General features: G+C 63.8%; 34 protein-coding genes and 3 tRNA genes. 17 read left to right on the top strand and 20 right to left on the bottom strand.

Features of this window, described 5'->3' with window-relative positions:
- Positions 1-337: 337 nt before the first annotated feature.
- Positions 338-460 (top strand): hypothetical protein, encoded by a 123-nt coding sequence (locus tag ACP2YO_RS18685; RefSeq protein ID WP_426442158.1) that lies wholly within the window; start codon positions 338-340, stop codon positions 458-460.
- A 72-nt stretch (positions 461-532) separates the two neighbouring features.
- Here ACP2YO_RS18685 and ACP2YO_RS18680 read toward each other — a convergent pair.
- Positions 533-606, bottom strand: a tRNA-Gly gene (locus tag ACP2YO_RS18680).
- Positions 607-1,093: 487 nt separating this feature from the next.
- Between ACP2YO_RS18680 and ACP2YO_RS18675 the strand changes: the two genes are divergently transcribed.
- Complete coding sequence (locus ACP2YO_RS18675) at positions 1,094-1,480, top strand: YciI family protein (protein ID WP_426442157.1); 387 nt, start codon at positions 1,094-1,096, stop codon at positions 1,478-1,480.
- A 15-nt stretch (positions 1,481-1,495) separates the two neighbouring features.
- On the opposite strand, the gene ACP2YO_RS18670 is transcribed toward ACP2YO_RS18675, so the two are convergent.
- Positions 1,496-1,900 (bottom strand): hypothetical protein, encoded by a 405-nt coding sequence (locus tag ACP2YO_RS18670; protein WP_426443240.1) that lies wholly within the window; start codon positions 1,898-1,900, stop codon positions 1,496-1,498.
- A gap of 88 nt (positions 1,901-1,988) precedes the next feature.
- Positions 1,989-2,786, bottom strand: coding sequence for a lytic murein transglycosylase (locus ACP2YO_RS18665; protein WP_426442156.1), 798 nt, complete (start codon positions 2,784-2,786; stop codon positions 1,989-1,991).
- A 310-nt stretch (positions 2,787-3,096) separates the two neighbouring features.
- On the opposite strand from ACP2YO_RS18665, the gene ACP2YO_RS18660 reads away from it, so the two are divergent.
- Positions 3,097-4,365, top strand: coding sequence for an MFS transporter (locus ACP2YO_RS18660; RefSeq protein ID WP_426442155.1), 1,269 nt, complete (start codon positions 3,097-3,099; stop codon positions 4,363-4,365).
- Positions 4,365-5,621: an arsenic transporter gene (locus ACP2YO_RS18655; protein ID WP_426442154.1), complete on the top strand. Its 1,257-nt coding sequence runs from the start codon at positions 4,365-4,367 to the stop codon at positions 5,619-5,621. The genes ACP2YO_RS18660 and ACP2YO_RS18655 overlap by 1 nt, the downstream gene beginning before the upstream one ends.
- 257 nt (positions 5,622-5,878) lie before the next feature.
- On the opposite strand, the gene ACP2YO_RS18650 is transcribed toward ACP2YO_RS18655, so the two are convergent.
- Entirely contained in the window at positions 5,879-6,451 is a 573-nt protein-coding gene (locus tag ACP2YO_RS18650; protein WP_426442153.1) for a MarR family winged helix-turn-helix transcriptional regulator, read from the bottom strand.
- 374 nt (positions 6,452-6,825) lie between these two features.
- Here ACP2YO_RS18650 and ACP2YO_RS18645 point away from each other — a divergent pair, with 374 nt between their 5' ends.
- From ACP2YO_RS18645 to ACP2YO_RS18635, 3 genes are all read left to right on the top strand, one after another.
- Positions 6,826-8,676, top strand: a complete 1,851-nt coding sequence (locus ACP2YO_RS18645) for a tannase/feruloyl esterase family alpha/beta hydrolase (RefSeq protein ID WP_426442152.1) — start codon at positions 6,826-6,828, stop codon at positions 8,674-8,676.
- A 180-nt stretch (positions 8,677-8,856) separates the two neighbouring features.
- Complete coding sequence (locus ACP2YO_RS18640) at positions 8,857-9,297, top strand: hypothetical protein (protein ID WP_426442151.1); 441 nt, start codon at positions 8,857-8,859, stop codon at positions 9,295-9,297.
- A 184-nt stretch (positions 9,298-9,481) separates the two neighbouring features.
- Positions 9,482-9,898: a hypothetical protein gene (locus ACP2YO_RS18635; protein WP_426442150.1), complete on the top strand. Its 417-nt coding sequence runs from the start codon at positions 9,482-9,484 to the stop codon at positions 9,896-9,898.
- Positions 9,899-10,064: 166 nt separating this feature from the next.
- On the opposite strand, the gene ACP2YO_RS18630 is transcribed toward ACP2YO_RS18635, so the two are convergent.
- The 3 genes from ACP2YO_RS18630 to ACP2YO_RS18620 form a co-directional block, all read right to left on the bottom strand.
- Positions 10,065-10,580: a RidA family protein gene (locus ACP2YO_RS18630; RefSeq protein ID WP_426442149.1), complete on the bottom strand. Its 516-nt coding sequence runs from the start codon at positions 10,578-10,580 to the stop codon at positions 10,065-10,067.
- A 67-nt stretch (positions 10,581-10,647) separates the two neighbouring features.
- Complete coding sequence (locus ACP2YO_RS18625; protein ID WP_426442148.1) at positions 10,648-11,052, bottom strand: Rid family hydrolase; 405 nt, start codon at positions 11,050-11,052, stop codon at positions 10,648-10,650.
- Positions 11,049-12,023 carry an NAD-dependent epimerase/dehydratase family protein gene (locus ACP2YO_RS18620; RefSeq protein ID WP_426442147.1) on the bottom strand — a complete coding sequence of 325 codons (975 nt, stop codon included), beginning with the start codon at positions 12,021-12,023 and terminating at the stop codon, positions 11,049-11,051. The genes ACP2YO_RS18625 and ACP2YO_RS18620 overlap by 4 nt, the downstream gene beginning before the upstream one ends.
- A 203-nt stretch (positions 12,024-12,226) precedes the next feature.
- Here ACP2YO_RS18620 and ACP2YO_RS18615 point away from each other — a divergent pair, with 203 nt between their 5' ends.
- The gene (locus tag ACP2YO_RS18615) at positions 12,227-12,823 is read left to right on the top strand and encodes a TetR/AcrR family transcriptional regulator (RefSeq protein ID WP_426442146.1); all 597 of its coding nucleotides are present in this window, start codon (positions 12,227-12,229) and stop codon (positions 12,821-12,823) included.
- Positions 12,824-12,845: 22 nt separating this feature from the next.
- On the opposite strand, the gene ACP2YO_RS18610 is transcribed toward ACP2YO_RS18615, so the two are convergent.
- Together ACP2YO_RS18610 and ACP2YO_RS18605 are read right to left on the bottom strand one after the other, a co-directional pair.
- The gene (locus ACP2YO_RS18610) at positions 12,846-12,992 is read right to left on the bottom strand and encodes a hypothetical protein (protein WP_426442145.1); all 147 of its coding nucleotides are present in this window, start codon (positions 12,990-12,992) and stop codon (positions 12,846-12,848) included.
- A 125-nt stretch (positions 12,993-13,117) separates the two neighbouring features.
- Positions 13,118-13,203, bottom strand: a tRNA-Tyr gene (locus tag ACP2YO_RS18605).
- Between the two features lie 199 nt (positions 13,204-13,402).
- On the opposite strand from ACP2YO_RS18605, the gene rlmB reads away from it, so the two are divergent.
- A complete protein-coding gene (gene rlmB / locus ACP2YO_RS18600; RefSeq protein WP_426442144.1) occupies positions 13,403-14,230 on the top strand; it encodes a 23S rRNA (guanosine(2251)-2'-O)-methyltransferase RlmB in 828 nt (275 codons plus the stop codon).
- A gap of 261 nt (positions 14,231-14,491) precedes the next feature.
- Here the strand turns inward: rlmB and ACP2YO_RS18595 are convergent, their stop codons facing one another.
- The 3 genes from ACP2YO_RS18595 to ACP2YO_RS18585 all read right to left on the bottom strand — a co-directional run bounded on the left by ACP2YO_RS18595 (position 14,492) and on the right by ACP2YO_RS18585 (position 16,414).
- Positions 14,492-14,977: a hypothetical protein gene (locus tag ACP2YO_RS18595; RefSeq protein ID WP_426442143.1), complete on the bottom strand. Its 486-nt coding sequence runs from the start codon at positions 14,975-14,977 to the stop codon at positions 14,492-14,494.
- A 58-nt stretch (positions 14,978-15,035) separates the two neighbouring features.
- Positions 15,036-15,533, bottom strand: a complete 498-nt coding sequence (locus tag ACP2YO_RS18590; protein ID WP_426442142.1) for a hypothetical protein — start codon at positions 15,531-15,533, stop codon at positions 15,036-15,038.
- A gap of 164 nt (positions 15,534-15,697) precedes the next feature.
- Positions 15,698-16,414, bottom strand: a complete 717-nt coding sequence (locus ACP2YO_RS18585; protein ID WP_426442141.1) for a dienelactone hydrolase family protein — start codon at positions 16,412-16,414, stop codon at positions 15,698-15,700.
- A gap of 123 nt (positions 16,415-16,537) precedes the next feature.
- Here ACP2YO_RS18585 and ACP2YO_RS18580 point away from each other — a divergent pair, with 123 nt between their 5' ends.
- Positions 16,538-17,041: a hypothetical protein gene (locus ACP2YO_RS18580; protein WP_426442140.1), complete on the top strand. Its 504-nt coding sequence runs from the start codon at positions 16,538-16,540 to the stop codon at positions 17,039-17,041.
- 151 nt (positions 17,042-17,192) lie between these two features.
- A tRNA-Thr gene (locus ACP2YO_RS18575) sits at positions 17,193-17,267 on the top strand.
- 92 nt (positions 17,268-17,359) lie between these two features.
- Here the strand turns inward: ACP2YO_RS18575 and ACP2YO_RS18570 are convergent.
- Both ACP2YO_RS18570 and ACP2YO_RS18565 read right to left on the bottom strand, forming a co-directional pair.
- Complete coding sequence (locus tag ACP2YO_RS18570) at positions 17,360-17,662, bottom strand: hypothetical protein (protein WP_426442139.1); 303 nt, start codon at positions 17,660-17,662, stop codon at positions 17,360-17,362.
- Between the two features lie 58 nt (positions 17,663-17,720).
- On the bottom strand, positions 17,721-17,963 hold the full coding sequence (locus tag ACP2YO_RS18565) for a hypothetical protein (RefSeq protein ID WP_426442138.1): 243 nt from the start codon (positions 17,961-17,963) through the stop codon (positions 17,721-17,723).
- Positions 17,964-18,183: 220 nt separating this feature from the next.
- On the opposite strand from ACP2YO_RS18565, the gene ACP2YO_RS18560 reads away from it, so the two are divergent.
- The 4 genes from ACP2YO_RS18560 to ACP2YO_RS18545 all read left to right on the top strand — a co-directional run bounded on the left by ACP2YO_RS18560 (position 18,184) and on the right by ACP2YO_RS18545 (position 19,799).
- Positions 18,184-18,366: a hypothetical protein gene (locus tag ACP2YO_RS18560; protein ID WP_426442137.1), complete on the top strand. Its 183-nt coding sequence runs from the start codon at positions 18,184-18,186 to the stop codon at positions 18,364-18,366.
- A gap of 190 nt (positions 18,367-18,556) precedes the next feature.
- Entirely contained in the window at positions 18,557-18,892 is a 336-nt protein-coding gene (locus ACP2YO_RS18555; protein ID WP_426442136.1) for a hypothetical protein, read from the top strand.
- 83 nt (positions 18,893-18,975) lie between these two features.
- Entirely contained in the window at positions 18,976-19,149 is a 174-nt protein-coding gene (locus tag ACP2YO_RS18550; protein ID WP_426442135.1) for a hypothetical protein, read from the top strand.
- A 230-nt stretch (positions 19,150-19,379) separates the two neighbouring features.
- Positions 19,380-19,799 (top strand): hypothetical protein, encoded by a 420-nt coding sequence (locus ACP2YO_RS18545; RefSeq protein WP_426442134.1) that lies wholly within the window; start codon positions 19,380-19,382, stop codon positions 19,797-19,799.
- A 57-nt stretch (positions 19,800-19,856) separates the two neighbouring features.
- Here the strand turns inward: ACP2YO_RS18545 and ACP2YO_RS18540 are convergent, their stop codons facing one another.
- Positions 19,857-20,705, bottom strand: a complete 849-nt coding sequence (locus tag ACP2YO_RS18540) for an alpha/beta fold hydrolase (protein ID WP_426442133.1) — start codon at positions 20,703-20,705, stop codon at positions 19,857-19,859.
- On the bottom strand, positions 20,702-21,073 hold the full coding sequence (locus ACP2YO_RS18535; RefSeq protein WP_426442132.1) for a hypothetical protein: 372 nt from the start codon (positions 21,071-21,073) through the stop codon (positions 20,702-20,704). Before ACP2YO_RS18535 ends, ACP2YO_RS18540 begins: the two co-directional genes overlap by 4 nt.
- A 466-nt stretch (positions 21,074-21,539) precedes the next feature.
- Between ACP2YO_RS18535 and ACP2YO_RS18530 the strand changes: the two genes are divergently transcribed.
- Positions 21,540-21,794: a hypothetical protein gene (locus ACP2YO_RS18530; protein WP_426442131.1), complete on the top strand. Its 255-nt coding sequence runs from the start codon at positions 21,540-21,542 to the stop codon at positions 21,792-21,794.
- Between the two features lie 78 nt (positions 21,795-21,872).
- On the opposite strand, the gene ACP2YO_RS18525 is transcribed toward ACP2YO_RS18530, so the two are convergent.
- The 4 genes from ACP2YO_RS18525 to ACP2YO_RS18510 all read right to left on the bottom strand — a co-directional run bounded on the left by ACP2YO_RS18525 (position 21,873) and on the right by ACP2YO_RS18510 (position 24,512).
- Positions 21,873-22,196 (bottom strand): hypothetical protein, encoded by a 324-nt coding sequence (locus tag ACP2YO_RS18525; protein WP_426442130.1) that lies wholly within the window; start codon positions 22,194-22,196, stop codon positions 21,873-21,875.
- A gap of 105 nt (positions 22,197-22,301) precedes the next feature.
- A complete protein-coding gene (locus tag ACP2YO_RS18520; protein ID WP_426442129.1) occupies positions 22,302-23,030 on the bottom strand; it encodes an outer membrane protein in 729 nt (242 codons plus the stop codon).
- 287 nt (positions 23,031-23,317) lie between these two features.
- Positions 23,318-23,716 carry a hypothetical protein gene (locus ACP2YO_RS18515; protein WP_426443239.1) on the bottom strand — a complete coding sequence of 133 codons (399 nt, stop codon included), beginning with the start codon at positions 23,714-23,716 and terminating at the stop codon, positions 23,318-23,320.
- Between the two features lie 295 nt (positions 23,717-24,011).
- Positions 24,012-24,512 (bottom strand): His-rich protein BRANT, encoded by a 501-nt coding sequence (locus ACP2YO_RS18510; RefSeq protein WP_426442128.1) that lies wholly within the window; start codon positions 24,510-24,512, stop codon positions 24,012-24,014.
- A 109-nt stretch (positions 24,513-24,621) separates the two neighbouring features.
- Here ACP2YO_RS18510 and ACP2YO_RS18505 point away from each other — a divergent pair, with 109 nt between their 5' ends.
- A complete protein-coding gene (locus ACP2YO_RS18505; RefSeq protein WP_426442127.1) occupies positions 24,622-25,173 on the top strand; it encodes a tetratricopeptide repeat protein in 552 nt (183 codons plus the stop codon).
- Positions 25,174-25,286: the final 113 nt, after the last annotated feature.

The following is a 25,286-nucleotide window of genomic DNA, read 5'->3' as shown; positions in this document are numbered from 1 at the left end:
TGTCAACATTCTTCCCGAAAGCGAAACTCGTCAATCAAAAAGACGCCGTGCTGCAACGCAGTTGCAGCGGCTGATTCACATGCAGCGGAACCAACGACAATTGTTGGCGAGAAACGCACGCTCGTATCCCATCGCGCTTCCGCAGAACGGTCCTCTCATGGTAGCTCGCTTGACGACGGTCTATCACGACCAATGTTCGGCTTGCCGCAGCGCCGCCACCTTTCGAAGAAGATCATCGTTGCAGCGGGACTGCGGCCTGAGCTGACGTTCACTTCGCTCGGCCGGCATGGCGGGACAACCGGAGCGAGCACGTCCGGGCTAAACCGAAACGCAGTTGATGAAGAAGGGCCAATGGTCATCGATTAAAGCGATGGCGCGCCATCTGCACCATGACCACGAGGCCAAACAGGATGCGCAGATAAAGCGCATCAAGCGGCGCAAGCGGCGGCCAAAAAAGTGAACGTTTGTCGGAATGATTCAGCCGGACTTGTCGGAATGGAAGTTAACGAATCCAATAAGTGCCTGAAATCATTGGAGCGGGTGAAGGGAATCGAACCCTCGTATTCAGCTTGGAAGGCTGCTGCTCTACCATTGAGCTACACCCGCGTCGGCGATCACCTAACACGGCCGGGCGGCGGTCTCAACTGCCCTGGCTGCGTCGATATTCCCCGGCGAACCGGCCTCTTTTCCGCGCAATCCGCCCCTGTTCCCGCGCCCGGTCCACCGCCTGTGGGCTTAACAACGGCAGATTCGCTGTCTATATTGAGGTCTCCATCAACCCAACGAAAGGAGGTGATCCAGTGTCTTGTCTCAAGCGCTGTCACCTCGCTGGGATCGCCCGTTAGGCTTTGATCAATGAGCCTGGCATCGGGGCGCTCTCAGCCCTGGACCAGCGAGACAACAGAACCGGGGCGCGGCGGGAGTGATCCCGCCGCGCTTTTTGCTGCGCGGTAGCAGGCGATCCGTGTCCCGGGACCGTTTCGCGGACCCGGCCGCGTTGCAAATCAGGACCGGCGCGACAAAAGGAATTGTCGGCTGGGGCTTTGCCGGAACGTCCTTTGGCCAGTCACGAGCAATACAAGGAGAGCGATCGATGCTTTATGCCATTCTCGCCTACCACGTCGAAGCCGAAGTCAGGTCGTGGTCATCAGAAGAAGATGCATCCGTCATGGCCGGCCTGCGCGAGGTCCATGAGCGGCTCAAGGGCCAGCTCGGTCCGGCCGCACGGCTCGGCGAGACCCGCAACGCCAGCACCCTGCGCGGTCCCGGCCATGGCACGGTAATCGATGGCCCGTTTGCGGAGACCAAGGAGCAGTTGCTCGGATTGTATGTGATCGACTGCGCCGATCAGGACGCCGCCATCGAAGCCGCGCGCAAGCTGCGCCGCGTCAATCCAGGGGCAGTCTACGAGATCCGCGCAATCAAGCTCTATTTGCCGGGCGCGCCCTTTCCGGAGACCGCGGGCGCGAGCGACGCCTGATCGGCGTTGGGCCGATCAGCGGTCGCCGGGCAGTCTCGGCAGCTTCGGCAGCTTGCTGGCGTCGAACTTCGGCGCCGGCCGGTTCGCTTCCGGCTCCGCAGGCAGACTGGGAATCAGCGTCGCCTCGAATGCGAGCCCGGGCAACTCGTCGGCCTTTCCCGTGCAGGTGAAGATCGCTCCGCTCGAGGTGCCCTCAAGCCGCACCACGAGATCGTCGATGCCAAACACCGTGGCGTGGCCCTCGGTGTGCCGTCTCGTGGAGAGGACGGCGGAGAAGCGATTGCCCTCGATCGTGTAGGTGCCGTCATAGAGCATGATGCTGTCATGACCCCACAACTTGCCGTCGGCAACGTGAACGGTGCCGGTGCCCTCGCCAAGCGGTGTCCGGAACCAGGCGGCGTAGGTGCCATCTTTCAGCATGGAGTCCATCTCTGCTCCCACGCGTCTCGCCCCTGTGATCTGCGCACCGCTCGGTTAACAAGAGGTAAACCGCCCAACCGCACGACCTTCACTGGCCGTCGATCTGGCGCCCCATGATGGCGATGGCCTTCTGGTAGACCTGCGCGGCGTTCCACGCCTCGATCGCGGCGAAGTTGGCTTCCCCCGGCTGATAGCCTGCACCGGCGCGCCAGCCATGGGCGCGCAGGAAATTCGCCGTCGAGCTCAACGCGTTGGCGGCGACGTCGAGATTGCCGGTGCCGTAGGCCAGGATGTTCTTCGGCATGAACTGGGTCTGGCCGACCTCGCCATGCATGGAGCCTCGCGTGCTTCCCGAGAGCGAGCCGCGATCGATCAATTTCAGCGCCGCATCGAGCTGGTCGGTGAAGAATTCCGGACGGCGGCAGTCATAGGCAAGGGTTGCGATCGACGACAGCATGTTCTGATTGCCGCGCTGGCTGCCGAATCCGGTCTCCATGCCCCAGATCGCGATCAGCGGTCCCGGCGGCACGCCATAGCGCTGCTGGATCGAGGCGAACAGCGCCGCCTGCGACTGCTTGAGCGAGCGGCCGCGCGACACAATGGTCGCAGCACCGCGCTTGGCCATGAAGGCGTCGAGCGACAGGCTGAAACTATGCTGGCTGCGGTCCGCAGCAATGGTTGCGCTGGCGTAGTTTGCCCCCATCAACGCGCCGATCGCGGTGGCGCCGATGCCCTTGGCCCTCGCCTCCTCGGAAAACTCCCGCTTCCAGTTCTCGAAGCCGCCCGGGCCGTTGCCGCACTGCGCGGCATTCGCCTGTGCACCCAGCGCCGCAACGAGCACGGTTGTCGCGAGAGCCAACGCCGCAAGCTGCCTGCCCCTGGTCATCCGAAAACTCCTCCGCATTGTTGCTCCCATGCCTCTCGGCAAGGTACCAACGATGACCGACGGCACATGACCCGATCATGAACGGCGCGCCATCCTATCCGAGGGTGGCCGACCGTTCCCCCGTTTCAAACGGCCGCACCCGCGACACTTCCTGTTGCGCGGCAGGGCGAGCATTTGATGCCGGGAACCATAGGGAACCGGGGGCGTTTTAGCCACACCTCCATCAAGGCCAGGCGCGCGCTCTGCTTTCTCCCCGCTCTATCCTCGATCGGCTTGCGCTGTGCCTGAACCTGGCGCGGGGAGCATCCGCATGACGGCCGATGCGTCGCGACAGCACAAAGCGCTCGCGCCGCTGCTGGCGTTGAACTTCTTCATGGCGGACATGCAGGCGGGCATCGGCCCTTTCCTCGGCGTGTTCCTGCTCGCGCATGGCTGGCAGAGCGGCTGGATCGGCACCGTGATGACCGCAGGCGGCGTCGCCGGCATGTTGATGACGACCCCGGCAGGCGCCCTGATCGATGCCACACGCAGCAAGAAGCTGTTCGTGATCGCCCCCGGCATTTGCACCGTCATTGCATCGGGCATCGTGCTGCTGTCGCAGCAATTCTGGCTGGTTGCGGCCTCGCAGGTCGCGACCGCGATCGCGGGTGCCGCGATCGGGCCGGCGGTCGCCGGCATCACCCTCGGCATCGTCCGTCAGGCCGGATTCAATCGCCAGAACGGCAGAAATCAGGCGTTCAATCACGCCGGCAACATGGTCGGCGCCGGATTGTCCGGCCTGCTTGGCTGGTTGTACGGCTTTACGGCCGTGTTCTGGCTCGCGGCCGCCTTCGGCCTGCTCTCCATCATCTCGGTGCTGCTGATCCCAAGTGACGCCATCGACGACGACGCGGCGCGTGGACTGGATCGGCAGGACAAGGCGCACGACAAGGTCAGCGGGCTTCAGGTGCTGGTGCAATCGAAGCCGCTGCTCATCCTCGCCGCCGCGCTGCTGTTCTTCCATCTCGGCAACGCGGCGATGCTGCCGCTGTATGGCCTCGCCGTGGTCGCCGACAAGCATGCCGACCCCGCGAGTTTCGTCGCGACGACCATCGTGATCGCCCAGGGCACGATGATCCTGACCTCACTTGTCGCGATGCGGATGGCCGAGAAGCAAGGCTATTGGCTCGTACTGCTGGTATCGTTCGCCGCACTTCCGATCCGCGGCGTGATCGCTGCGTGGCTGCTGAACAAATCGGGCGTCTATCCGGTGCAGATCCTTGATGGCGTCGGCGCGGGCCTGCAGAGCGTCGCGGTGCCTGGTCTCGTGGCGCGAATCCTCAATGGCACCGGCCGCGTCAACGCCGGCCAGGGCGCCGTCATGACGGTTCAGGGCATCGGCGCCTCGCTCAGCCCGGCGATCGGCGGCTGGATCGCGCAGGAGCTCGGCTACGGCCCGATGTTCGTCATTCTCGGCGCCTTCGCCGCCGTGTCGGTCTCCCTGTGGGTCATGTTCAGCCCACTGCTCAAGCCGGCTTGCGCAGGCGCATCCGGACGGCCACAACGCGCTGCCGCCGTTGCCGGCGCCGGAGCAGCCTGATGTTGGGATCGACCACTGCGACCTGGGGCATTGCGGGCCTCGCCACGCTCGGCGTCGTCGCCCGGCCCTGGAATTTGCCCGAGTACATCTGGGCGGTGACCGGCGCGGTGCTGCTGGTCGCTTTCGACCTGCTGCCGTGGCGAGACGCGGTCGCAGCCGCTGGCAAGGGCATCGACGTCTATTTCTTCCTGATCGGCATGATGCTGCTCGCCGAGGTGGCCCGCAAGGAAGCGCTGTTCGACTGGCTCGCCGTCCAGGCCGTGCGGCGGTCGCGCCACTCGGCGTCACGGCTGTTTGCGATCGTCTACGCCGTCGGCACCTTGGTGACGATCTTCCTGTCGAATGACGCCACCGCTGTTGTGCTGACGCCCGCCGTTTATGCCGCGACCCGCGCCGCGAAGGTCGAGCCGCTGCCCTATCTGTTCGTCTGCGCGTTCATTGCCAACGCGGCGAGTTTCGTGCTGCCGATCTCCAACCCGGCCAACCTCGTCGTGTTCGGCCCGCGGATGCCGACGCTGCTGGAATGGCTGCATTACTTCGCGCTACCCTCAGTGGTTGCGATCGTCGCCACCTTCGTTCTGCTCCGTTTCAGCCAGCGCAACAGCCTCGCGGGACGTGTCGATAGCGACGAGACCCCGGTTGCCCTGACACGGGGTGCCGCGATCGTCGCCGTCGGCATTGCAGCCACCGCGATCGTTCTGCTCGCAGCGTCTGCGCTCGGTCGCGATCTCGGGCTGCCGACCTTCGCCTGCGGCGCCATCGTCACCGCGATCGTGTTGCTGCTCAGGCGAAAGTCGCCACTGTCGGTGTTGCGCGATGTGTCGTGGTCGGTGCTGCCGCTGGTCGCGGGCCTCTTCATTCTCGTCGAAGGCCTCAACCATACCGGCGTGCTGCCCGCGCTCGCGGATATGCTGAAGCAGGCGGCGGCCAGCTCGCCGCAGGCGACATCCTGGAGCGCCGGCATCATCGCAGCAACAGCCTCGAACCTGATCAACAATTTGCCGATGGGACTGATCGCTGCGACCACCACGCAGGCCGCACAGACCTCGCATCAGATCACCGGCGCGATCCTGATCGGCGTCGACCTCGGTCCGAACCTTTCGGTGACCGGCTCGCTGGCGACGATCCTGTGGCTGATCGCACTGCGCCGTGAAGGCGAGCATGTCGGCGCGCTCCGCTTCCTGCGGCTCGGTATCGTGGTGATGCCGCCCACGCTGCTGCTCTCGCTGCTGGCGCTTTCATGGGTCTCGCCCTGACGGGCGTGGCGAACTCGCATTCTCAGGCACACGCCGATCGAGCGAATTCCGCTTTTGCCTTCATAACTGCTCCCGATTGGGAGACAGAAAGTCCATCCACACAAGATAGAGGCCAAGCCCTGCTAGTAAGCTCATGCCCTTCACGAGGCGGCCTCTGCCGCCCAGGACGAGCCAATCGTACATCGCCCAGGAACCTGCCGCGATCATGAGGAGGTAGACGACGAGTAGAATGAACTTTCTCATTTAGGGTCCGGCCCTCAGGCCTCCTGCAGGAAGATCGACAACGCCCGCAGCAATTCCCGGTAGGCACGCGGTCCGATCTTGGCGGCGAGCCTTCTGTCGTTTTCGGCGACCGCCGGCCTGATCCGGCCCAGCAGCGCCGCACCTTGGTCGGTCAGAAAGAGCACGTAGTAACGCCGGTTGATCGTCGATGCGGTGCGCCGCACCAGGTCGCGCGCCTCCAGATGATCCACCAGCCTGCCCAGCCCGGCCCGCTCGATCGACAGCAGTTGCGCAATCGCAAGCTGGTTGACGCCGGGATTGGCTTCGATCACGCAGAGCACGGAGAACTGGGCCGGGCTGATCTCAAAGGCCGACAATTGCCGGCCGAAATCCTTGAACACCCAAAGCTGGGCCCGGCGGAGGCGATAGCCGAGCAAATGCGACAGGTCACCCAAGGCCAGCGGTAAGGCCGGCGGTTTTGTCCGCGCCGGCTTTTCCGCATGCGTCGCGCGCGGCGGCGGACGTGACGACTTCGCCACGCGTGCAGCGCGGCGCGGTCGCTTGGCGGTCCGCTTCCTGACGGCTGTCTTCTCCGGCTCCATCGACATCAATTTTTCCCAAGCCTGTGTCCCAAGCCCGCGATCCGAGGATCGGGGATTCGAGGGCGTGAGTCTATCCCGCCCCCCGCATCACGGAGCGGCGCCAGCCTTGCTGGATGCAAATGCCACGAGAGGTTGCATGACGCCACCGGCTTCGAATCCATGTTGACAAGACAACATCGCCGCGCAAGGATTGCGAAAACCTGCCGCATCACGAGCCGGTCCAAGGAAGACTCCAAGGGAGGTAACATCCGTGTTTCCATCAAAGGTGGACGCCGATGAGCGCGTCGTGATGCGCTGCGGCAAGATGATCTCGTGCACCGTCACGAGCACGGATAGCCGCTGGTCCGGCAATCAATTTTCATCACCAGGGAGGGACTGACATGAAACGACTATTGTTGGTGTCGACGATCGTTGCAGGCTGGGCAGTCGTCGCACAAGCATCGGAAGGACTGCCGCCGGGCGGTGTCGCCCCGCGTTCGTCTTGCACCGGCCTCACCGGCCTCAACATCGCCAACACCCAGATCCTGAGCGCTGTGCAGAAGTCGGGCTATTGCAACGTGATCGGCGTCATCAACAAGCGCACCAGCACGCAGGATCCGGATCATTTCACCTACGCCATCGGCTTCGCCCTCAACCTGCCGAACACCTGGCACGGCCGCTTCGAGATGATGGGCGGCGGCGGCACCGACGGCAGCCTGCAAAGCGACCCGCAAGGCTCGGCCGGCGTCGAGCTCGGACAAGGCTGGGCGGTCGCGGCCGACGACGGCGGCCATGAGGACAGCACCAGCAACGCGGTCGGGGGTTATCAGGACGATGATGCGAATGCCGGCGGCTCGCAGCATTTCGCCATCGACGCCCAGGCGCGCCGCGACTACGGCTACAACGGCATCGAGAAGACGGCGACGGTCGCAAAGCAGATCATCTCCTATTATTACAGTCTCGACACCGTCTATTCCTACATCATGGGATGCTCGAACGGCGGCCGCGACGCGATGGTCGCCTCGCAGAGATTTCCCTCGCTGTTCGACGGCGTGATTTCGCAAAATCCCGGCTTCAACCTGCCGCAGGCCGGACTTGCGGAGGCCTGGAACGAGCAAGCGCTTGGCAAGCTCGCCACCTCTACGGACATCAACGGGCAGCCGTTCATTCCGAGTACTTTTCCCTCCCAGGACCTGGAGGTGGCCTCGGCCGCAATCCTCAGCGTCTGCGATGCGCTCGACGGGCTGGTCGACGGCATCATCGACAACTATCACGCCTGCACGGCCAGGAAGGTGTACCCGGCGCTCGCCAGCTACACCTGCGGCAGCGGCTCGCACGGCAGCACGCCGCATGGCGGCACCTGCCTGACCAGCACGCAAGTCGATACGCTGAAGAAGATCTACACCGGGCCGGTCAACTCAAAAGGCCAGCGGCTCTATTCGAACTGGTTCTGGGATGCGGGCATCTGGACGCCGCCGACCGCGCCCGGCGCCGGCTGGGGCTTCTGGAACGTCGTCACCGCGCCGGTGCCAAGCGTCAACACCGCGATCAACCTGACGCTCGGCGCTGGTGCGCTCCCGATGGTCTTCCAGACCCCTCCCGTCGTCACGCCGGTCAACGGGCCGACCGGCCAGGAGGCTTTCGTGTTCCACTTCAGCTTCGATACCGACGCGCCGAAGATTTTCAGCAGGACCGAGGCCTATCCTGAAAGCTCGATGGACTTCATGGCGGCTGTTGCGACCGACCTGCGGCCGTTCAGGCAGCGCGGCGGCAAGCTGATCGTCTCCTCGTCGGTCAATGACGGCATCTTCTCCGGCGCGTCGATCGCCCGCTGGTACCGCAGGATGAACCAGCAGATGAGCGGCCGGGCCCCGGAGTTTGCGCGGCTGTTCATGGTGCCGAACATGGCCCATTGCGGTGGCGGCGCTGCTACCACCGACTTCGCTGGAAACGAGCTCGACGCGATCACGAACTGGGTCGAGAAGGGCATCGCTCCGGAGCGCATCGTGGCGGCGAACACCAACACGGCCTCGCCCTACCCGGCCGGGCCGCCATTCGACTCACGGGTCGCGATCTACTTCCCGACCGGAGGCACCCGGCCGCTATGCCCTTACCCGCAGATTCCGGCCTACAAGGGCAGCGGCATGACCAATGACGCGAACAACTTTGCCTGCGTCGATCCGCAGTTCAAGCCGGGCGGCGACCACGATTTCTTCGATGACGACGACGGCCGCGGCGACAACGCGCACTGATCGCTCGCGTCCCATCGCCAACGCCTTCGGAGGCTGCGCCTCGTTGCACGGGGCGCAGCCTAGGCTTTTCCGAAGCCACTCCCGACGGACAGTTAGCTGGCGAGTGGGACCGGCCGTGCGGAACGAACCCCACATTGGTTCGTTAGGCTTGATTGCACCGCAATCGGGGAAGCAATCACCATGACCGACCCTTCAACGCACGCCGACACGCGTCAACGGCGATCGTCAGCACCATGGCTGGTCGTCGCACTCGTAGCCGTCCTCGTCGCCGGCGGCTTCCTTTGGGTTTCCCATGATGCCGGAACCAAGTCGGCAACCCCCCAACAAAAAGCCGAGTTGTCGCCTCCTCCTCCGGACCCGGCGATCGAGCAAATCAAGCAAACCCTGGCATCGCTGCAGCAGGCCGTGCAGGGAATTCAGTCTGACCAGCAGAAACTTGCTGACCAGATCAATGGCGTGCAGCAAAATGTCTCTGCTCAACGAGGCGACCAAAAGTTGCAGTCCGACCAGCTGGGCGCACTCAGTGCGCGGGTTGACGCGCTCGCTTCGGCGAATGCGGAGAGCGCCGCGCCCCAGGCCGCCCCGCCACCCCAGCAAAAGACCAAGCGCGGCAAGCGATAGCGACCTGTCGCCCGTCTGCCATGTAGTCTTAGGTGCCTAGCCGAAGCTCGCTGACGCACGACCAAGCTTGCCGATACAGCCCGCCTGCGCCCTTTGGGCTTCGGCGCGGCAGCCTTCGCTCACTTCGCTACGATAGAGTTTTCCGGGCGTGCCTAGCCGAAGCTCGCGAAGCGAGCGAAGGCTGGTGGGGGAAGAAGATGTCGTATTGCGCATAACTCCCAATGGATTACGCGCCGGTGCGGGATTAAATCCTGCATTGAGCTTTAAGGGCAATTTAGAGCAGTGCCCGCACCTTACCCGCAACGACTTCGCGCCCGACGACATCAAGCGGCGCTGTGACAGCATCGCGGTGGCCCAGGAGCAGCACCAAGAGCTCATCGACGCGGCGTTCGCTAAGATGGTCGCGGCGCCCGCGACGACCGCCGCGGCGCTGCAGGCCAAGGCCGCCTTGCTTACTGAGTGGCAGGACGATGACGTGGAGCGTCAGTTCGCCGACGAGGATCGACGCACGATCGAGCTGGCCCGAGCCGTGTTCAAGGACACTGCCCAGCTGCGATCGCGGTCGACCAGCCGCCCGCCGGTTCGCGCCGGTCGGCTCTAGTTTCAATCGCCCTTGCCAAATAGCTTCACCACCATAGCCAACCGCAAACCCACGCGGCTCACATGTTCAAGGCGAGTCTCAGCCATATCGATACCTGCTTGAGTAGAAGCGGCCCCGGCGGGGATTTCGGTCAGGCTCGATCTACCGGTGAACGCGGGGCTAATAATCAAGGCACTCGGACGACCATCTCGACTTCGAGCTGGTAGTCCGGCGTGTACAGCGCCTGCACGCCGATCGTGGTGACGCTCGGCTTGCCGCCGTTGAACGTATCCCGAAGAGCCGTGAGGGCTTGTTGGAAACGGTCGGTCGTCGCGTTCACTACGTAGAGCCGGACCATGACGACATCGTCTGGAGAAGCGCCCAACTCGATCAGCGCCTTCTTGAGGTTGGCGGCAACGATATGGGCCTGGGCGGTGAGGTCCGGCAGCATTGGTGCGCCATCGGGCGCTCCTGCGACTTGGCCCGACAGGAAGGCCAACCGGCCGGATTCTGCCACGCTGATCTGTGCGACCCCCCCCGCGGACATGTCCCAGAGGAAGGAGGGATTGTGATGGGCTACCTGTGCGGCGGCGGCTTTCGGCGATTCGGATGACATCTTTCTCTCCGGTTTAGGGTCGGCGGCGATCGTTGCGCCCGCGACGAGTATCAGTGGGAGCGATCGGAGCATCTTCGCGATGGTCATGGTCGAGGCGTCCAGACGTGAGGCACGCGGCCGCCTGGACGGACTCCCGGCCCGCTGCGATGTCCGGTCACTCGGTTCCGCGGGGTGAGCGCGCGATGACCTTGATCTCGAAGTCGAACCCCGAAAGGTAGGTCACGCCGACCGCAGTCACGGCGGGGTACGGCGTCTGGTCGAACGCCTTCTGGTAGGCGGTAATGACCGTCTCCGCCTGCGCCTCCGGGTTCGTGAAGAACATGGTCACGTCCAGCACGTCACCGAAGCTGCTGCCGGCCGCATCGAGCACGGCTTGCAGCCGCTCAAGCGCCAACTCGACCTGCTTCTTAAAGTCGGGCTCCGGAGAGCCGTACTCGCGAGCGCCGACCTGTCCGGACACGAACAGCATGTCGCCCGAGCGGATGGCAGCCGAATAGCGGTGCTTGTCGTAGAGGGCCCGTCCACCTTCCGGGAATATGGCTTCACGATCAGCTTTCATGGTCTGCTCCTTGCATCACGTGCATTCGTCTTGAGGCGTGCTGTCGGCAGGTTGGCCTCAAAGGCGGCGCGATATTGATCGATGCCGTCGGCGAAGGACGCGCGCTTCTCATGCCATTCCGTCGCCGACCTGATTTTGTCGGACCCGACCCACTGCCAGAAGTTGAAGAGCCGAGCGGCGTCGCCGGCCGCCCCGTCGTGATCCGGCGCCTCGAAGGTCAGATTCAATCCGTAGGAGCGGGCCAGCGCCTCTCCGATCTCGCGCGCAGTCTCATAATGGCGGTTCGAAATGTTGTAGGCTTGGTTCGCAATCGCATTCCGGTCCGGATGCTCGGCGAGCAATACATAAGCGTCCGCACAGTCGTCGACGTGGCAGGAGTGCATCACCGCATCGGGATCACCGACGATCGTGAGCACATCGCGGCTCTTAGCCGCGAGGTGGAACAAGGCGCCGTAGTAGCTCGACGAAAGACCGTAGACGATCGTCGGCCGCAGCACGATGGCATCGAACGACGACTCAGCCTTGTCGAGAAGCCGGGCACCGAAAGTGCAGCGTGGGATCAGGAAGTTGCGAGGAGCGAGCGGGCTCTCCTCGGTATGCGGGGCAAGTGCGGGATCACCGTGCTTGCGCGCCATCGCACCATAGTCCTTGCAGCCGCTCGAAAACATGATCAGCGGGCGACGCCCTGCCGCCTCGCTGCGGACGACGGCCTCGTCCAACATCACCCGCACGGCCGCCAGATGGCCGGAAGGATCGGTCCGATCCTCGGTGTTGGAGACCACCACGTCAAAGGTGACGTCGCCGATACCGTCGAGGGCGGCCACACCGGCGGTGCCGACGGCTGGTTGTATCTCACTACGTGCGAGATCGCCGGTCGCGTCCTCCCTGCGCACCAGCCCGTAGGTCCGCCAGCCGGCCCGGGCGAACGCCTTGGCCACCGCGTTGCCGATGTAACCGTTGGCGCCGGTCACGAGGACGGTCCTTTGCGATAACATCTGCTTCTCCACCGTGGTCGCTTCCTCAGCTCGGAGTTGAGGAAGCGCCGCTTTAACGGCTCGCGGGCTGGATATTGTGTCAGCCCGACCACATTTAAATACGCTACGTATGTGAGCGCCTCACTCGATCTTGTCAACTCAAATACGGCTCGTATGCGAATGTTGGAGTACACGCTGTGGTGAGGCGAAGTCGCGCCGAGACGATGGAAGAGAACCGCGTCAAGCTGGTGGGAGCCGCGCGCGCGGCGTTCGCGGCCAGCGGCTACGCCGCGGCTTCGATGGACGACCTGACCGCGGCCGCTGGGTTGACCAGGGGTGCGCTCTACCATGCGTTCGGCGACAAGCTCGGGTTGCTTGGCGCGGTGGTCGCCGAAGTCGACGGCGAGATGGCCGCACGCGCCAGACAGGCGGCCGCAAAGGCGCCCGACCTTTGGGAGAGCCTGCTGGCGGAGGCCAGCGCGCATATCGAGATGGCGCTCGAGCCGGAGATCCAGCGGATCATCCTGCTCGACGGCCCGGCCTATCTGGGCGACCCATCGGAATGGCCAAGCACCAGCGCCTGCCTCGCCTCCATAAGGGCACGGCTTTCTGCGCTGATCGCGGACGGGGTCGTCAGGACCGTCGACGCCGACGCCGCCACGCGATTGTTGAGCGGCGCTGCCTTCAATGCAGCGCTGTGGGTCGCCGCCGGACCCGAGCCACGGGCAAGATTACCGAAGGCGATCGCCGCGTTCCGCATGATGGCGGAGGGGTTGCTCGCGACGAGCGTTCGATAGCGGGATCATCTTTCCATGGCCGTCAGGTCTGGCCGAGCCACCCGGCGATCGCGCGGGCACTGTCGCCGTACAAGTCCTCGGCGACATAGCCGATGTGCGGTGTCGCCGGTACATTAGGCAGTGTGCGGAACAGGTGGGCGAGCGGGAGAGGTTCTTCGAAGACGTCCACCGCGTAATCTCTGCAACGACGAACGCATCGACGACGATTCAGCCAAGGAAGACCGTCCCGCTGCATGTCGCTACGATAGAGTTTTCCGGGCGTGCCTAGCCGAAGCTCGCGAAGCGAGCGAAGGCTGGTGGGGGAAGAAGGACTCGAACCTTCGAAGTCATAAGACGGCTGATTTACAGTCAGCTCCCTTTGCCACTCGGGACACTCCCCCGTCCAACAGCGCCAGATCCCAGCCGCACGAGTGGCGGCGGACCGGGTCATCGAGATGACGCTGATAACCGCGCAGGCCCAGTGACGGGTGCGCGGTCGGGGCCGTTTATGGTCGAAGGGACCGGCCAAAGTCAACCAAGCGGGCCGCCTATTTTGCCGGTTAAATTGCCAATATCCGGGAGCCATGAGACAAGCCTCAGATGAGCGATCGCGACCGCAAGCCCAATTTCCGCCGCGGCGGGGCTAAACCATTCGAAAAAGGGCGGAAATTCGCCCGCCCGCCGTCCCAGCGGGAGCGTGAATCCGGTTCCGACGGGTCGGTGATTCTCTATGGCTGGCACACGGTGGCGGCAGCCCTCGCTAACCCGGAACGCCAGATCCGCAAGCTTTACCTCACCGAGAACGCCGCCAGGCGGCTCGCGGACGAGAACCTCGATACAAGGGTCGAACCGGAGATCGTCCGGCCCAGCGCAATCGACCAGCGGCTCGGCCCGGATGCCGTGCATCAGGGCCTGCTGGCGGAGGCGGATCCGCTGCCCTCGCCCGACATCGACACGCTGGCGCTGGAGGGCATCGTGCTGGTGCTCGACCAGATCACGGACCCGCACAATGTCGGCGCCATCCTGCGCTCGGCCGCGGCCTTTGCGGTGAAGGCGATCGTCACCACCGCGCGGCACAGCCCGGAGGCGACCGGCGTGCTGGCAAAGTCCGCCTCCGGCGCGCTCGAGCTGGTGCCTGTTGTCACGGTGCAGAATCTGGCGCGGGCGCTGAACGAGCTGAACGACCGCGGCTTCATGACCGTCGGCCTCGACAGCGAGGGTACGGAGGATCTCGGCAAGGTGGAGTTGCAGCAGCCGCTCGCGCTGGTGCTCGGCGCCGAAGGCAAGGGCTTGCGGCAATTGACCCGCGAGACCTGCCGCGTCGTCGCCCGCCTCGACATGCCCGGCGAGATCAAGAGCCTCAACGTCTCGAACGCAGCGGTGCTTGCGCTCTATATCGGCGCAAGCCGGCTGGGGCTGATGACGTAGCAGCGTCGCGAACTCGGTCCACCTCTCCCGCTTGCGCAGGACAATCGCAGCTGGCGCAGGGCGCCTGCGCGATTTCGGAATAATGGAATAATGCCGCTGATTTGCCCGACGTGTCAAATTATCATGTCGACGCCGGCCGCCGACAGCTCGCCGGCTACTTTGCATGGGGTTGTTTTCGGTATTTTGCAGTGCACCCCTGCGAGAAAGCGCCCGCTCGCGTGATGCGAACGGGCGCTGATCTCCTCAGCCGATCGCCGGACTTCAGTAGTAGCGGCGCAGCACGGGATGGCCGTAGTGATACGGCGCGTAGGCGTGATGCGGCGCATAGCCGTAACGGTAGCCGTAGTGCGGACGATAGTGATGGTACGCGCCGTAGCCGTAGTGGCGATAGCCGTAGTGGCGATAGCCATAGCCGTAGTGGCGATAGCCGGAATACGGGCGGCCATAGCCCTCACGATAGTACGGACGCGGCGCCCAATTGCCCGGACCGGTGTAGGTCGGGCCCTGGTTGATATAATAATACTGCTGCCCCTGATCCGGGTAAGCCGCGTCCGGATCGGGCAGGCGCTCGGCCACGCCACCGCCGCAGGGGTTGCAGCCGGAATAGCCGTAACCGTAGCCGTAGCCGTAATTCACGACGGGCGCGGAATAGACCGGCACGCCGCAGGGATTGAAGCCGCACGCCATCGCGGGCGCGGCGACCATCACGGCCACGGCCGCAATCAGTCCAGTGATCATTCGACGCATTACTCTCTCCTGTAGGTGTTGTTTTCGTTGGCTTCAGGCTTCTTGGGCTTCTCGACGTTTATTGGGGAATCCTGGGGCGCGGCGGCCGCTGGCCTGGATTAGAACCCGGCTGCTGCTGCCGACCGTTGAACTGCGGTGCGTAGATCACCGGCGGCGGATCGACGGGAACGTTGGACTGCGCCGGCAGCGGCGCCGACTGCGCCGACCATGACTGGTGATAGCTCTCGGCCGGCTGCGGCAAGCGGCGGTTCGCCGGCGGCTCGATCTCAAGGCGGCCGTAGCCGGGCATGTGGCCCATGCTCGGATAATAATGGCCGACATTCGGCTCCGCATCGATGGCGCGGCCGCCATAGACGGTCGGCTGCATCGGCTCGCTGAGGCTAAGGCCGGTTTCGCCTTCGACCACGGCGTAGGAGGCATCGACACCGTTGATGATGATGGGCACACCCGGTCGACTGGGCACGACGATGTCGAAGCCGCCGCCGGCCCATCCTGTAGAAGTCATGGCCGTCGAACTCATGGCAGCCAGTACGGCCAGTGCGACGCCAAAGCGCATGTCACCCAACGTCCCGATTGTTCACGTCACAGCCTAGTCCAAGGCGTCGGCGCAAGGGTTAAGGCCGCGCGTCGAACTGCCGGTAAGCCTAACGCGTAAGCATCAACGTTCGGTCAATTGCAGGGGAGCAGGATCAGGAACCGTTCACCAGACCGTCGATCCTGTCAGGCCAGCACTTCGTCAAGCAGGCCATGCATCGCCGCCCAGGAGCGGCGGTCGGCCTGCGCGTTGTAGAGTGCCGAGCGCATAATCGAGCCGTCGGCGGCCGGGTTGGCGAAGCCGTGCAGCGTGTTGCCGTAGCTGATCACCTGCCAGTCGGCGACGTTGGCCGCGCGCATCTCGTCCTCGAAAGCCGCGACCTGATCGGGCGGCGCCAGCGGATCTTCGGCGCCGCTCAAGACCAGCACGCTCGGCTTCACCGCGCCCGCTGCCGCCGGCAGCTTGGTCGCGAGCACGCCGTGGAAGCTGACGACGGCCCTGAGGTCAGCGCCGTCGCGCGCGAGTTCGAGCACGACAGTCCCGCCGAAGCAAAATCCGATCGCAGCGCATTTCCCGGCATCGACCTCGGGCAGCGCCGCCAGCGTTGCAAGCGCGGCGCGGCCACGGGCGCGCAGCGTCGCCGGTTCGGTGCGAAGCGCACCGATCAGCCTTGTCGCCTGTTCCAGATTGGCCGCCTGCCGCCGCTCGCCGAACATGTCGGCGGCGAGCGCGACATAGCCGTGTTCGGCCAGCCTGCGCGCGCGCTCCATCGCGAAATCTCCGAGCCCGAGCCCCTCGTGGAACACCAGCAGGCCGGGGCGCTTTCCGCTTGCGTCCTTGAAGGCGAGATAGCCGCGCAGGTGGGTGTCGCCGCAGTGGTAGTCGATGTCGCGCGTCCTCATGCAAATTCTCATCAAGCGGAACGGGTGGAACTTCACATCGGTTTGAACGCAAGACAAGGCGGAACAGGAACGGGCGTCGGACCGCGAGATTAGCTCAGCACATGACGACAGAGGAGATTTCACGTGACGCAGTTCAAGGTTATTGGCGCCGCCGCCCTGCTTGCCTCGGCGCTCGCAACCCCCGCGATGGCGCAACAGGTGATCAACGGCCCGGCCCGCTGTTCGAGCGTCGATGCTTACGGGAATTGCGAGACGATGCGGCCCGGCTATGGCCCAGACGCCCGCTATCACCGCCGCGCCTATCGGCAGGATCCCAACTGGCAAGATCAGACCTGGCAGGATCAGAGCTGGCAAGATCAGACCTGGCAAGATCAGACCTGGCAAGACAGCTATAACCGCTACGATCCCGGTCCTGCCGACGTCGCGGCGGATGTTGTCGGCGGTGTGGTCGGCGGCGCCGTCGGAACGGCCACCGCGATCGCTACCGCTCCCTTCGGCGGCCCGGACTATGCGCCCGGCGGCTATTATGCACGCGGCAGCGCCGACTACGCCCGGCTGAACGGCTTCGTCTGCACCCCCGGCACCTGGCTCCGCGGCGACGACGGCCTGCAGCATCCCTGCCAGTAACCCGACCAACAATGTTGCAACGGAAAGGCGGCCCCGAGTGCCGCCTTTTTTCTTGCCCGGCCCGGGGGCCACGCCACCTCCCCGGCCTCACTTCTGGTTCTGGCCCTCGCCCGGCAAGTCTGCTATGCGAGCCAGCAAATCCCAACCATTCGCCGGCTTAGCTCAGCGGTAGAGCAGCAGTTTTGTAAACTGAAGGTCGGGGGTTCAATCCCCTCAGCCGGCACCACTCAACGACCCAGAGCCCCGATTGCCTGAGCGCCTTCGCGGTCGAACCAAATTCACGCCGTCGCGCCCGCAAGCTTCAGGATTTCCAGCTCTTCAGCGGGCAAGTTGCACAGCGGGCATCAGGCGGCGCTTGAACGGCGGGACGACAACGGACCTGTCCGCTTTCGGACGCCGCGAAACGAAGCCGCCGTTGACCAGGATCGGCTCACGGTCGCCGAGCACGGCGCGTTCCTCGACAAGGCGGCTCATCACCGTGCGCATTTTGAGCATGTCTCCGGCCACGAAGGAGCAATCCTCGTCCCGGTTGACCTGCTCGCGCATGATGGCCTCGGCCTCCATCATGCTCACCCTTAGTGCTCTGATTTGCTTGCCGAGTTCGTTGATGCGGTTGTCCATGGTGCTCTCCTTGCTGGACGAGCAACATAAGAACAAATCATGAACAATGAGTCAACAGCTACTTGCTGCGACCGGACTCGGCCTTGTTCGCCGCGTTCAACCTGCTCCGGATATATTGGCCGAGGTCGCCGACCTCGTCGCGGATCGCCTGCTCGGTGATGCCCTGGCCTCTGGCCATTTCGATGCACCTTCGCGTCAGCTCGGCCACGTCCTGCGATGCGCCCGGTGCGCGATATTGCTCGGCGGCGTGGACGCTGTTCTCGATCCAGAAATCGACGAACTCTCGTGCACTTGCACTCATGTTTTCATCCCGGCTGGGAGCGAGTTGTAGCGGGCAATGATCGCAGCGGAATGTCAACCTGCCTTCCGTCGAAGGGAGCGCGGCTTGAGGCCGTGGAGCAATCCGCGCCACGCGTTGGCAGGATTCGTGGGAGCCTCCCCGTAAGATCCCGCAATTTCGCAATGTTTCTTGTTCTCGCCGCCAAAAGCCGTGTACGCTGGCTGCGGGTGGACTTGAAGCCATGACCTATTTCATCCTTGCGCGGGACGGCACCAGCCAGATCGTTCTGAAGCGCGACAGCGAGGACGCTGCCGAGAAAAAGGCACGCGAGCTGAAGGAGATGGGCTGGTTCGATGTCGAGGTCCGTGAGGACCAGGGCCTCGGCTCCCCCTTGACCGGGCCAGGCTCGCAAAGCCTGCAGTAAAGCCCTCAGAACTGGCACCACATCTCCAAAACGGCCGGGGCTCCCGCCAGCGCACAATGACGTCGCACAGCCATCCCTGATGCCGAACGGCCGCCAAGGCTGCGTATTAATCCCCCGAGTTGTATAATCGGCTGGACCTTCGCCGAAGGATGGATTCGGCATGCTGGCAAACTCGCGGGGGATATCAGACATGCGGCTCGACACTCGAATCATCCTGATCGCACTGGTCATCCTCAATGCGGTCGCCATAGGCATGTCGGAGATTCAACGGCGTGCGCTGATTGAACGTTCACAGGCGTCTCAAATCGACTTCCGCACCGAGGCAGGCCAATGGAGCGAGCAGCAGGAAGACCTCCTGAAAAGGACCTCGGCGCAACTCGCTGAGATCACGGCCAGGCTCAACAGGGTCGAGATACAGACGCTCTCATCCGCCGATGCCAACAAGAGGATAAGGGAGATCTACGACGGGGTGCAGGACATGCAGACGACGCTCCAGGCATTGAAGCAGCCGCAACCCGCCCGATGAGATTTTCGGCAGCGGGCCGCGCAGCTCACGCGCCCGTCAATGAACCTTTGCGGAGTGGCCCTTACCTATTTGTGAGGTGCACTATGTCCGACACAGCACATTACCGCTTCCAATCCGATCAGGCCAAACGGCTGGCCCGCCAGGTCACCGATACGGTGGTGCGCGAGAAGCTGCTCGAAATGGCCGAGGAGTACGGCCGCTATGCCGACCTGATCGAGGCCCGCACGGCCGAGAAGGTCGAAACCCTGGCCCACTAGGCCGCGGTTCGAGGTCGAATCAGGGCCGGGCCCCCGGCTATCCAAAGTGGCGCAGCGGCAGCGGTACTCCGCTCCATCACCAGCCCTCATCCGCCAGGCTCACCCGCTCAGGTGGTGTAACCGTTTTGTCACCCTACCGGCAAAACCAGCGTCTTCGTCAACCATCATCATGATAAACGCTTGATTCCGCAGAGCTGCTTTGCTGCACTCCAGCCCGCTCAAGGTGTGCCATGAAGTGGATGAAGGAACGCGATCTCCTGATCGCGCAGACAATGGCTTTCGTGCAGTCAGTGACGGGCAAACGGCCCGACGCCGAGGCGCTGATGGCTGCGCCACCGGTGGTCTCGCAGGCGGTGACGCCGGCTACCGCCGCGCCACCGATGCCTGTGCCCACCGTGATCGAGGTCCCTCCCGCCGCAGCGCCGGCTCCAGCCGCCGCGGTGATGGTTGTCGAGGTCCCGCCATTGCCGCATTTCGCCAAGCTCGACATCCGTGGCGACTTCAGTTCGGAAGTGCGGGCGCGGGTTGCGAATTTCCGTGCCAACCAGCAACGCTTCCTGCGCGAGCGCGAAGAGTATTGCAGCTCCACCATGGACAAGGTGCGCGCCGCGATCCGCGACAATGGCGAGCTGCCGCGCTCAGGCAAGTAGTCATTTTGCCTTCACCTCCCCGCAAGCAGGAGAGGACCGCAGCGTTGCATGAGGCTGTCACCGCCCGCCGATCTTCTCCAGCACCGGCAGCAGGTGCTTTAAGAACTCCCCCGGATTCTCGCTCATCGGGAAATGGCCGAGGCCTGTCATGATGGTGGCCTCACTGCCGGGAATGCTTTTCGCCACGGCCAGCGTCTCCTCTGGCGTGCAGGAATAGTCGTACTCGCCGGACAACAGGAACAGCGGGCAGCGTTTGGTGTCGATCTCGGCGACGCGCGCGCGGATATCGCCGTCGATCTTGTAGAAATACAAATCGCCTTTGAACACGCCGGGGCCGCTCTGCATGTAGTGCCACAGCGTCTCCCATTTCTCCCGCTCCGGCGCATCGGGGCCGACGAGGCCCGAGACGATGGCGGCTGCGACTTCGCCGCCATGCACGTCGGGCCGGTGCAGGAAATTCAAATCGTAATAGGGATCGACATGCGCGCCGGCCTGCAGGCCGATGATGGCGCGGAAGCGTTCGGGATGTTCGAGCGCCAGATGCAGCGCAATGCGGCCGCCGATCGAGCAGCCGATCAGGATCGGCCGGTCGAGTTCGAGCGCATCGATCACGTCGAGGATCATCCTGGTGTAGTGCGCCGAGGTCAGTTGATACTCCTCGTCGTGCCAGCCCGCCGGCGGCGACGACTTGCCGTGCCAGGGCATATCGAAGGCGATGACGCGATGATGGCGCGTGACGCGCGGATCGTTCATCAGGCCGCGGTATTGCCGGCCGTCGGCGCCCGCCGTGTGCAGGCAGAGCAGCGGCGTCCCCTCGCCGGCTTGCTCGACATAGATGCGGTGCGGTCGGCCAAACAGATCGAGATGCATGTAACGGCCGACGATCGGTTCGAACCTCGCGCTCATGCCGCAACCTCTTCGCCTGCGCGCAGCTTGGCGAGTGCGTCCTTGAAGTAGCGCAGGTTGGCCATCAAGACCTGCAGATCGCCCTCGGCTTTCAGCGCGCGCCGCTTGATCAGCGCCATCACATCGTTCGAGCCGGGCGGTGGCCGCCGCGCGCAGAACCTGTCCCATTCCTCATCCGTTGTGCGCAGCGCAAAACACCACGACGGCATCACGAACGACCCCTTCGTGACCGCCGTGACCCGGCCCTCATGGATCGCGATCAGCCAGGCCACCTTGCCGATCTCAAGCAGGAACGTGGTCGACAGATACCGTCCACGCCGCACCAGCCCGGCATCGGCGTTGACCCGCTCTTTCAGCGCTTCGATCATGTTTGCTCCACCCGGCGATGGCCTGTCCACTGGTCGCGGCAGGCGCTTGTTATGTCGGCAATGATGGAGGGAATACCCCGGTCGTCAATCGGCGCTGATGCCGGGCGGCCACCGCGTTTTCGGGCGAAGCCTCACTGAAGGCTTGGCTAAAGCCAGGCCCAAACCAGCGCCAGATTGGCCGCGCAGGCCGCCAGCAGCGCGACCGTTAGCGCGGCATGGATACGTTCATGAGGGGTCTGAATCTCTCTCATGGCGCCGAGCATCCAGCGATTCTACCTGACGAGTCCCGGGGATTCTTTTTCCTGGAATTTACCTCTCGTTAGGGACTCAGGAACTCCTTCGAAAGGACCGAAATGATTCATATTTTTAGTCATTTGCTCACGGTTCCGTGACAGGAACGCCACCCGATTAGGCTGAAACCTCTTGAGCCGTACCGGCGTTGTCGGTCGTTGGGGGGAGACGATGAATGCCGTACGCGCTGTTCTACCAGGACGCCAAGCTGAGCAAGGCCTACCCGACCGAGGCCGACGTCTGGAAGCTGGCCAGGAAATCCGGCCTGGTGATCGACGCTGTCTCGGAAGAGGAACAAGCCTCGCCGCGCCCGGTGCTCGACAATGATTACGAGATCCGCTCCTGCCAGCTCGATCCGAACGAGGACCCGGCCAAGAACAAGGCCGATGCCGATCGCGAAGCGCGATTGGAGCCCAAACTCAATTCGTGAGGTTGAAGTCGGACCTTGAAGGCGTGGCGTCAGGTCGTGACGTCGATGGCCCCGGCGCGCATCAGCGAGGCTTGGGCCTTACGGCGTCGCCGTCACCAGCGAAGCTTGTTCGGATGCCAGCGAGATACAGGCTTTCCGCCGATGCAGGCCCCGGATCGCGCCGGTCACCTTGAGCACCTTGCCTTCCGGGCAGGACGCATCCTGCACGAGGACAGCCTCATAGGGAGCAAGGATCAGGGGTTCGGATTTCAGGACCGTCTGGGCAAGGCACGGCATGGAGACCGCAGATATGATCAGCCCTAACGCAAAACCACGCATGTTCGTTTGTCCACCAGCCCCGGCGAACGCATAATAACGCATCACGATGAAAGTTCCGCGCAATGCAGGAATTAATTTTTGCATTGCACTTGTGCAGCCGGCGGGCGCCTTGGCGGGGATCAACCCAAAGAAAAAGGCCGGCAGAAGCCGGCCTTTTCGCGTCGATCAAACAAACTGACGATGTCTGGATCAGTATTTGGAAGCAACCGGGCCGCCCCAACCGAAGCGGTAGTTGATACCGACCTTGACGGTGTGTTCGTCGTTCCGGAAGCTCGCGCCGACGATGTCGGCCGGACCGCTCGTGAAGGTCGTCTTGCCGAAATTGTAGTACTGATATTCGGCCTTGGCCGACCAGTTCGGGGCGAACATGTATTCGAGACCCGCGCCGACCGTGTAGCCGTCCTGACGGTTGCCGTTGGTGGTGAAGCCCACCGGCACGCCGGCGACCGAGGCGTTGAGGTTGTTGCCGTCGCGCCAGGCATAACCGCCCTTGGCGTAGAGCAGCGTTGGACCCCACGTGTAGCCCAGGCGGCCGGTGACCGAACCGATCTGGTCGGTATTGCCGCTCACCAGCGTACCGGCCGGGAACAGCACGCCAGTGTTGGACGAGCTGGGGAGCCAGGAGTACTGCGCCTCGATACCCGCCACCCAGTTGGGGGCGAACTGGTAGTCGAAACCGCCCTGCACGCCACCCATGAAGCGCGCATCGCTGCCCGTCAGGTTGTTGCCATCCGTGAACGCACCGCCGACATGGCCGCCGATATAGAAACCGGTCCAGTTGTAGACGAGCGCCGGCGCGGTATAGGGCGGTGCCTTGGTATAGGTGCGGGCCGGCATGTCAGCCGCAAGCGCCGGGCTCGCAAGAGCGGCAATGACTAGCGCTTGAGTGGCGACGGTGCCGAGCAAAAACTTCTTCATAGTGATCCCCGTTACTAACGTTGCGCTACCAAACCAAACAACGTGACCTCAATTGGGTTGCTTTGGGGCAATGCCGCACCTGTGAAGTTTCTGAACTGTGACGGGACCGCAACAACGCCCGTTTGTTCCTTGCCACAGAAGGTTTTTTCGCCCGTTAAGCAGCCGCATTTCGGCTCAATGGAAGTCGCAAATGCCTAAAGGAAGGTTCAGCGCTCCGCGAAAAGTGATCGGATTGTGCTCGCAGCCGGGCCGCCGCCTTGGCTGCGACGTTTTGTCCAGATCGCGCTTCAGGGCGACATCTTTTCCAAATCGGGGAACGGCGCATAGGTCACGCCGGCGCAGGGCTCGGCGGCGTTCTCGATGACGCGGTCGAGCCGGCCATCGACAAACAGCACGCTGCGCTCACGGGCCGGCCGGTAGGTGCCGTCCATGTCCTTCGGGCTGTAGCGCAGGCAGACCACGTAGCGCAGCCGGCCGCCGACCGTGCGCTCCACCGGCTCGGCGATCGCAGCGTTGTGGACGCCGACCGGATTGTTCAGGTAGGTCTTCATGAAGGCCAGGATCTCGGCGCGGTAGGTGGTCGGAAACGGCTGTTCGGTGTTGCCGCGATCGCTGGTGAAGGTGATCGGTCTGCCATTGTCGTCACCACCGGCGCAGCCGGCCAGCCCGATCGACAGCAGCAGCATCACCGCCAGTTTCACTGGAATCCCCAAGAGCAAGCGTCCCCTAATACCCTGGCCGCGTCTCATAGACCGCCCGGCGCCGGAAGGGAATTCGCAACTCGGTTATGACGGCGATAACGCGGCTATCGCGGCAATGCGGGGCTCGCCGGGCCTTGATCGCATCGTCGCTGATGACGCTCCACCACGCAGACGCGCTCCGGCCCGCCGCCATTGGGGAAGCAATGGCGGGCGGGCCGGGTCTGATATCCGTGGGCGCGAGCCGGGGCAATGTGGATCGAACCGCGCCTGCGGATCAGGTTCAGCCGCGCTTGACCGGCGCGACGTGCTTGACGGCGACCTTCGCCTTGATGTGCTTGACGTGGTTGGACGCGTGCTTCGGCGCCTTCACCTTCAGGAGGCCCATGTGCTTGTGGTGACGGTGATGACGGTAGGACTTGTGGGTATGCCGGCCCATCTTCGCGTTGGCGTTCAGAACCTTGGATGGGATCTGCTCGCTCTTGATGACGGGGGCGGTCTTGGTCACGGGCGCCGGAGCGACGGTCTTGCCCTGTTCGGCGGCGAGCGCCGGAGCAGCGATGACGGACATGGCAATCAGCGCTGCGGAAATCGTCTTCAACATGGTGGTCTCCTCTTCCACGAGATCGCTAAGGTTTCCGGCCGGATGGTCGGCCTCGCCGATCAATGACGCGACCTTAGGGGCGGCGTGCTGAACCGGTTCTGAAGCGCACTGACGGTGTTCATTCATGTGAATGACATCTTTGTCATGTCGGCGGCCCGGCCCGGGAACATCGCCGATCACGGGAAAGCGTGGTCCGGCCGGGAATGTTTTGAGACCGCGGGGGTTCAAGTCGTCAGGCTTCGGTGTAGAATTACCGAGCACGATCAGAAACGATCAGGAGCGACGACGAATGAGCAAGACGACACGGTTTTTGACCCTCGCGGTGCTCTCGATGGCACTTGCCGGCGGCCCCGTCATCTCAGCCTATGCCTCGGGCAGCGATGAGCCGTCCCCGCCTGCATCCGACAGCGGCAAGGGCAAGGCGCCCAAGAAAGGCAAGAAGGATAAGAGTTCCGCGATCGACGACCAGAAGTTCCTGGCCGGCTATCATGTGGCCTACACCACGATCTACGATCGCCACGACTACGCCGGCGCGATCGAGCAGTTGAAGGCGCTGGGCCAGGACGACCGCGCCGACGTCGCCAATCTGATCGGCTATTCCTACCGCAAGCTCGGCGACTACAAGGTCTCGCAGGTCTGGTACGAGCGCGCGCTCAAGGCCGATCCCAACCATGTGCGCACCTGGCAGTATTACGGCCTCTGGCAGCTCGAACAGGGCAACCGCGATCAGGCGGAGTATCATCTGAACAAGATCGCCCAGTTCGCCGGCACCGGCAGCGCGGAATACCGCTCGCTTGCCGCAGCGCTCGAGAAGCCCCCGGGCACCGGCCTCGTCTACTGAGTCAGGCGACCATCAACGCATCGAGCCGGCGCCGTCACCACGACGGCGCCGGCTTTTTTTCGCCGATGTAGGATGGGTGGATTTCTACGAGGTGATTTCGGTGGCGGGCACTC

It is taken from the genome of Bradyrhizobium genosp. P (assembly GCF_049949265.1).
GTDB lineage: Bacteria > Pseudomonadota > Alphaproteobacteria > Rhizobiales > Xanthobacteraceae > Bradyrhizobium.
Note: the sequence above shows the minus strand (reverse complement) of the source record. Positions and strands in the feature narration are given on the sequence as shown.

Coding starts and splice junctions, on each gene's coding strand:
- ACP2YO_RS18560 (WP_426442137.1), top strand. CDS start 18,184: ATGACCTATTTCATCCTTGCGCGGGACGGCACCAGCCAGATCGTTCTG.
- ACP2YO_RS18625 (WP_426442148.1), bottom strand. CDS start 11,052: ATGAAAGCTGATCGTGAAGCCATATTCCCGGAAGGTGGACGGGCCCTC.
- ACP2YO_RS18535 (WP_426442132.1), bottom strand. CDS start 21,073: ATGATCGAAGCGCTGAAAGAGCGGGTCAACGCCGATGCCGGGCTGGTG.
- ACP2YO_RS18545 (WP_426442134.1), top strand. CDS start 19,380: ATGAAGTGGATGAAGGAACGCGATCTCCTGATCGCGCAGACAATGGCT.
- ACP2YO_RS18655 (WP_426442154.1), top strand. CDS start 4,365: ATGTTGGGATCGACCACTGCGACCTGGGGCATTGCGGGCCTCGCCACG.
- ACP2YO_RS18530 (WP_426442131.1), top strand. CDS start 21,540: ATGCCGTACGCGCTGTTCTACCAGGACGCCAAGCTGAGCAAGGCCTAC.
- ACP2YO_RS18520 (WP_426442129.1), bottom strand. CDS start 23,030: ATGAAGAAGTTTTTGCTCGGCACCGTCGCCACTCAAGCGCTAGTCATT.
- ACP2YO_RS18685 (WP_426442158.1), top strand. CDS start 338: ATGAAGAAGGGCCAATGGTCATCGATTAAAGCGATGGCGCGCCATCTG.
- ACP2YO_RS18540 (WP_426442133.1), bottom strand. CDS start 20,705: ATGAGCGCGAGGTTCGAACCGATCGTCGGCCGTTACATGCATCTCGAT.
- ACP2YO_RS18550 (WP_426442135.1), top strand. CDS start 18,976: ATGTCCGACACAGCACATTACCGCTTCCAATCCGATCAGGCCAAACGG.
- ACP2YO_RS18675 (WP_426442157.1), top strand. CDS start 1,094: ATGCTTTATGCCATTCTCGCCTACCACGTCGAAGCCGAAGTCAGGTCG.
- ACP2YO_RS18555 (WP_426442136.1), top strand. CDS start 18,557: ATGCGGCTCGACACTCGAATCATCCTGATCGCACTGGTCATCCTCAAT.
- ACP2YO_RS18595 (WP_426442143.1), bottom strand. CDS start 14,977: ATGCGTCGAATGATCACTGGACTGATTGCGGCCGTGGCCGTGATGGTC.
- ACP2YO_RS18565 (WP_426442138.1), bottom strand. CDS start 17,963: ATGAGTGCAAGTGCACGAGAGTTCGTCGATTTCTGGATCGAGAACAGC.
- ACP2YO_RS18660 (WP_426442155.1), top strand. CDS start 3,097: ATGACGGCCGATGCGTCGCGACAGCACAAAGCGCTCGCGCCGCTGCTG.
- ACP2YO_RS18640 (WP_426442151.1), top strand. CDS start 8,857: ATGACCGACCCTTCAACGCACGCCGACACGCGTCAACGGCGATCGTCA.
- ACP2YO_RS18670 (WP_426443240.1), bottom strand. CDS start 1,900: ATGCTGAAAGATGGCACCTACGCCGCCTGGTTCCGGACACCGCTTGGC.
- ACP2YO_RS18590 (WP_426442142.1), bottom strand. CDS start 15,533: ATGCGCTTTGGCGTCGCACTGGCCGTACTGGCTGCCATGAGTTCGACG.
- ACP2YO_RS18525 (WP_426442130.1), bottom strand. CDS start 22,196: ATGCAAAAATTAATTCCTGCATTGCGCGGAACTTTCATCGTGATGCGT.
- ACP2YO_RS18650 (WP_426442153.1), bottom strand. CDS start 6,451: ATGTCGATGGAGCCGGAGAAGACAGCCGTCAGGAAGCGGACCGCCAAG.
- ACP2YO_RS18585 (WP_426442141.1), bottom strand. CDS start 16,414: ATGAGGACGCGCGACATCGACTACCACTGCGGCGACACCCACCTGCGC.
- ACP2YO_RS18645 (WP_426442152.1), top strand. CDS start 6,826: ATGAAACGACTATTGTTGGTGTCGACGATCGTTGCAGGCTGGGCAGTC.
- ACP2YO_RS18630 (WP_426442149.1), bottom strand. CDS start 10,580: ATGACCATCGCGAAGATGCTCCGATCGCTCCCACTGATACTCGTCGCG.
- ACP2YO_RS18515 (WP_426443239.1), bottom strand. CDS start 23,716: ATGCTGCTGCTGTCGATCGGGCTGGCCGGCTGCGCCGGTGGTGACGAC.
- ACP2YO_RS18570 (WP_426442139.1), bottom strand. CDS start 17,662: ATGGACAACCGCATCAACGAACTCGGCAAGCAAATCAGAGCACTAAGG.
- ACP2YO_RS18665 (WP_426442156.1), bottom strand. CDS start 2,786: ATGACCAGGGGCAGGCAGCTTGCGGCGTTGGCTCTCGCGACAACCGTG.
- ACP2YO_RS18505 (WP_426442127.1), top strand. CDS start 24,622: ATGAGCAAGACGACACGGTTTTTGACCCTCGCGGTGCTCTCGATGGCA.
- rlmB (WP_426442144.1), top strand. CDS start 13,403: ATGAGCGATCGCGACCGCAAGCCCAATTTCCGCCGCGGCGGGGCTAAA.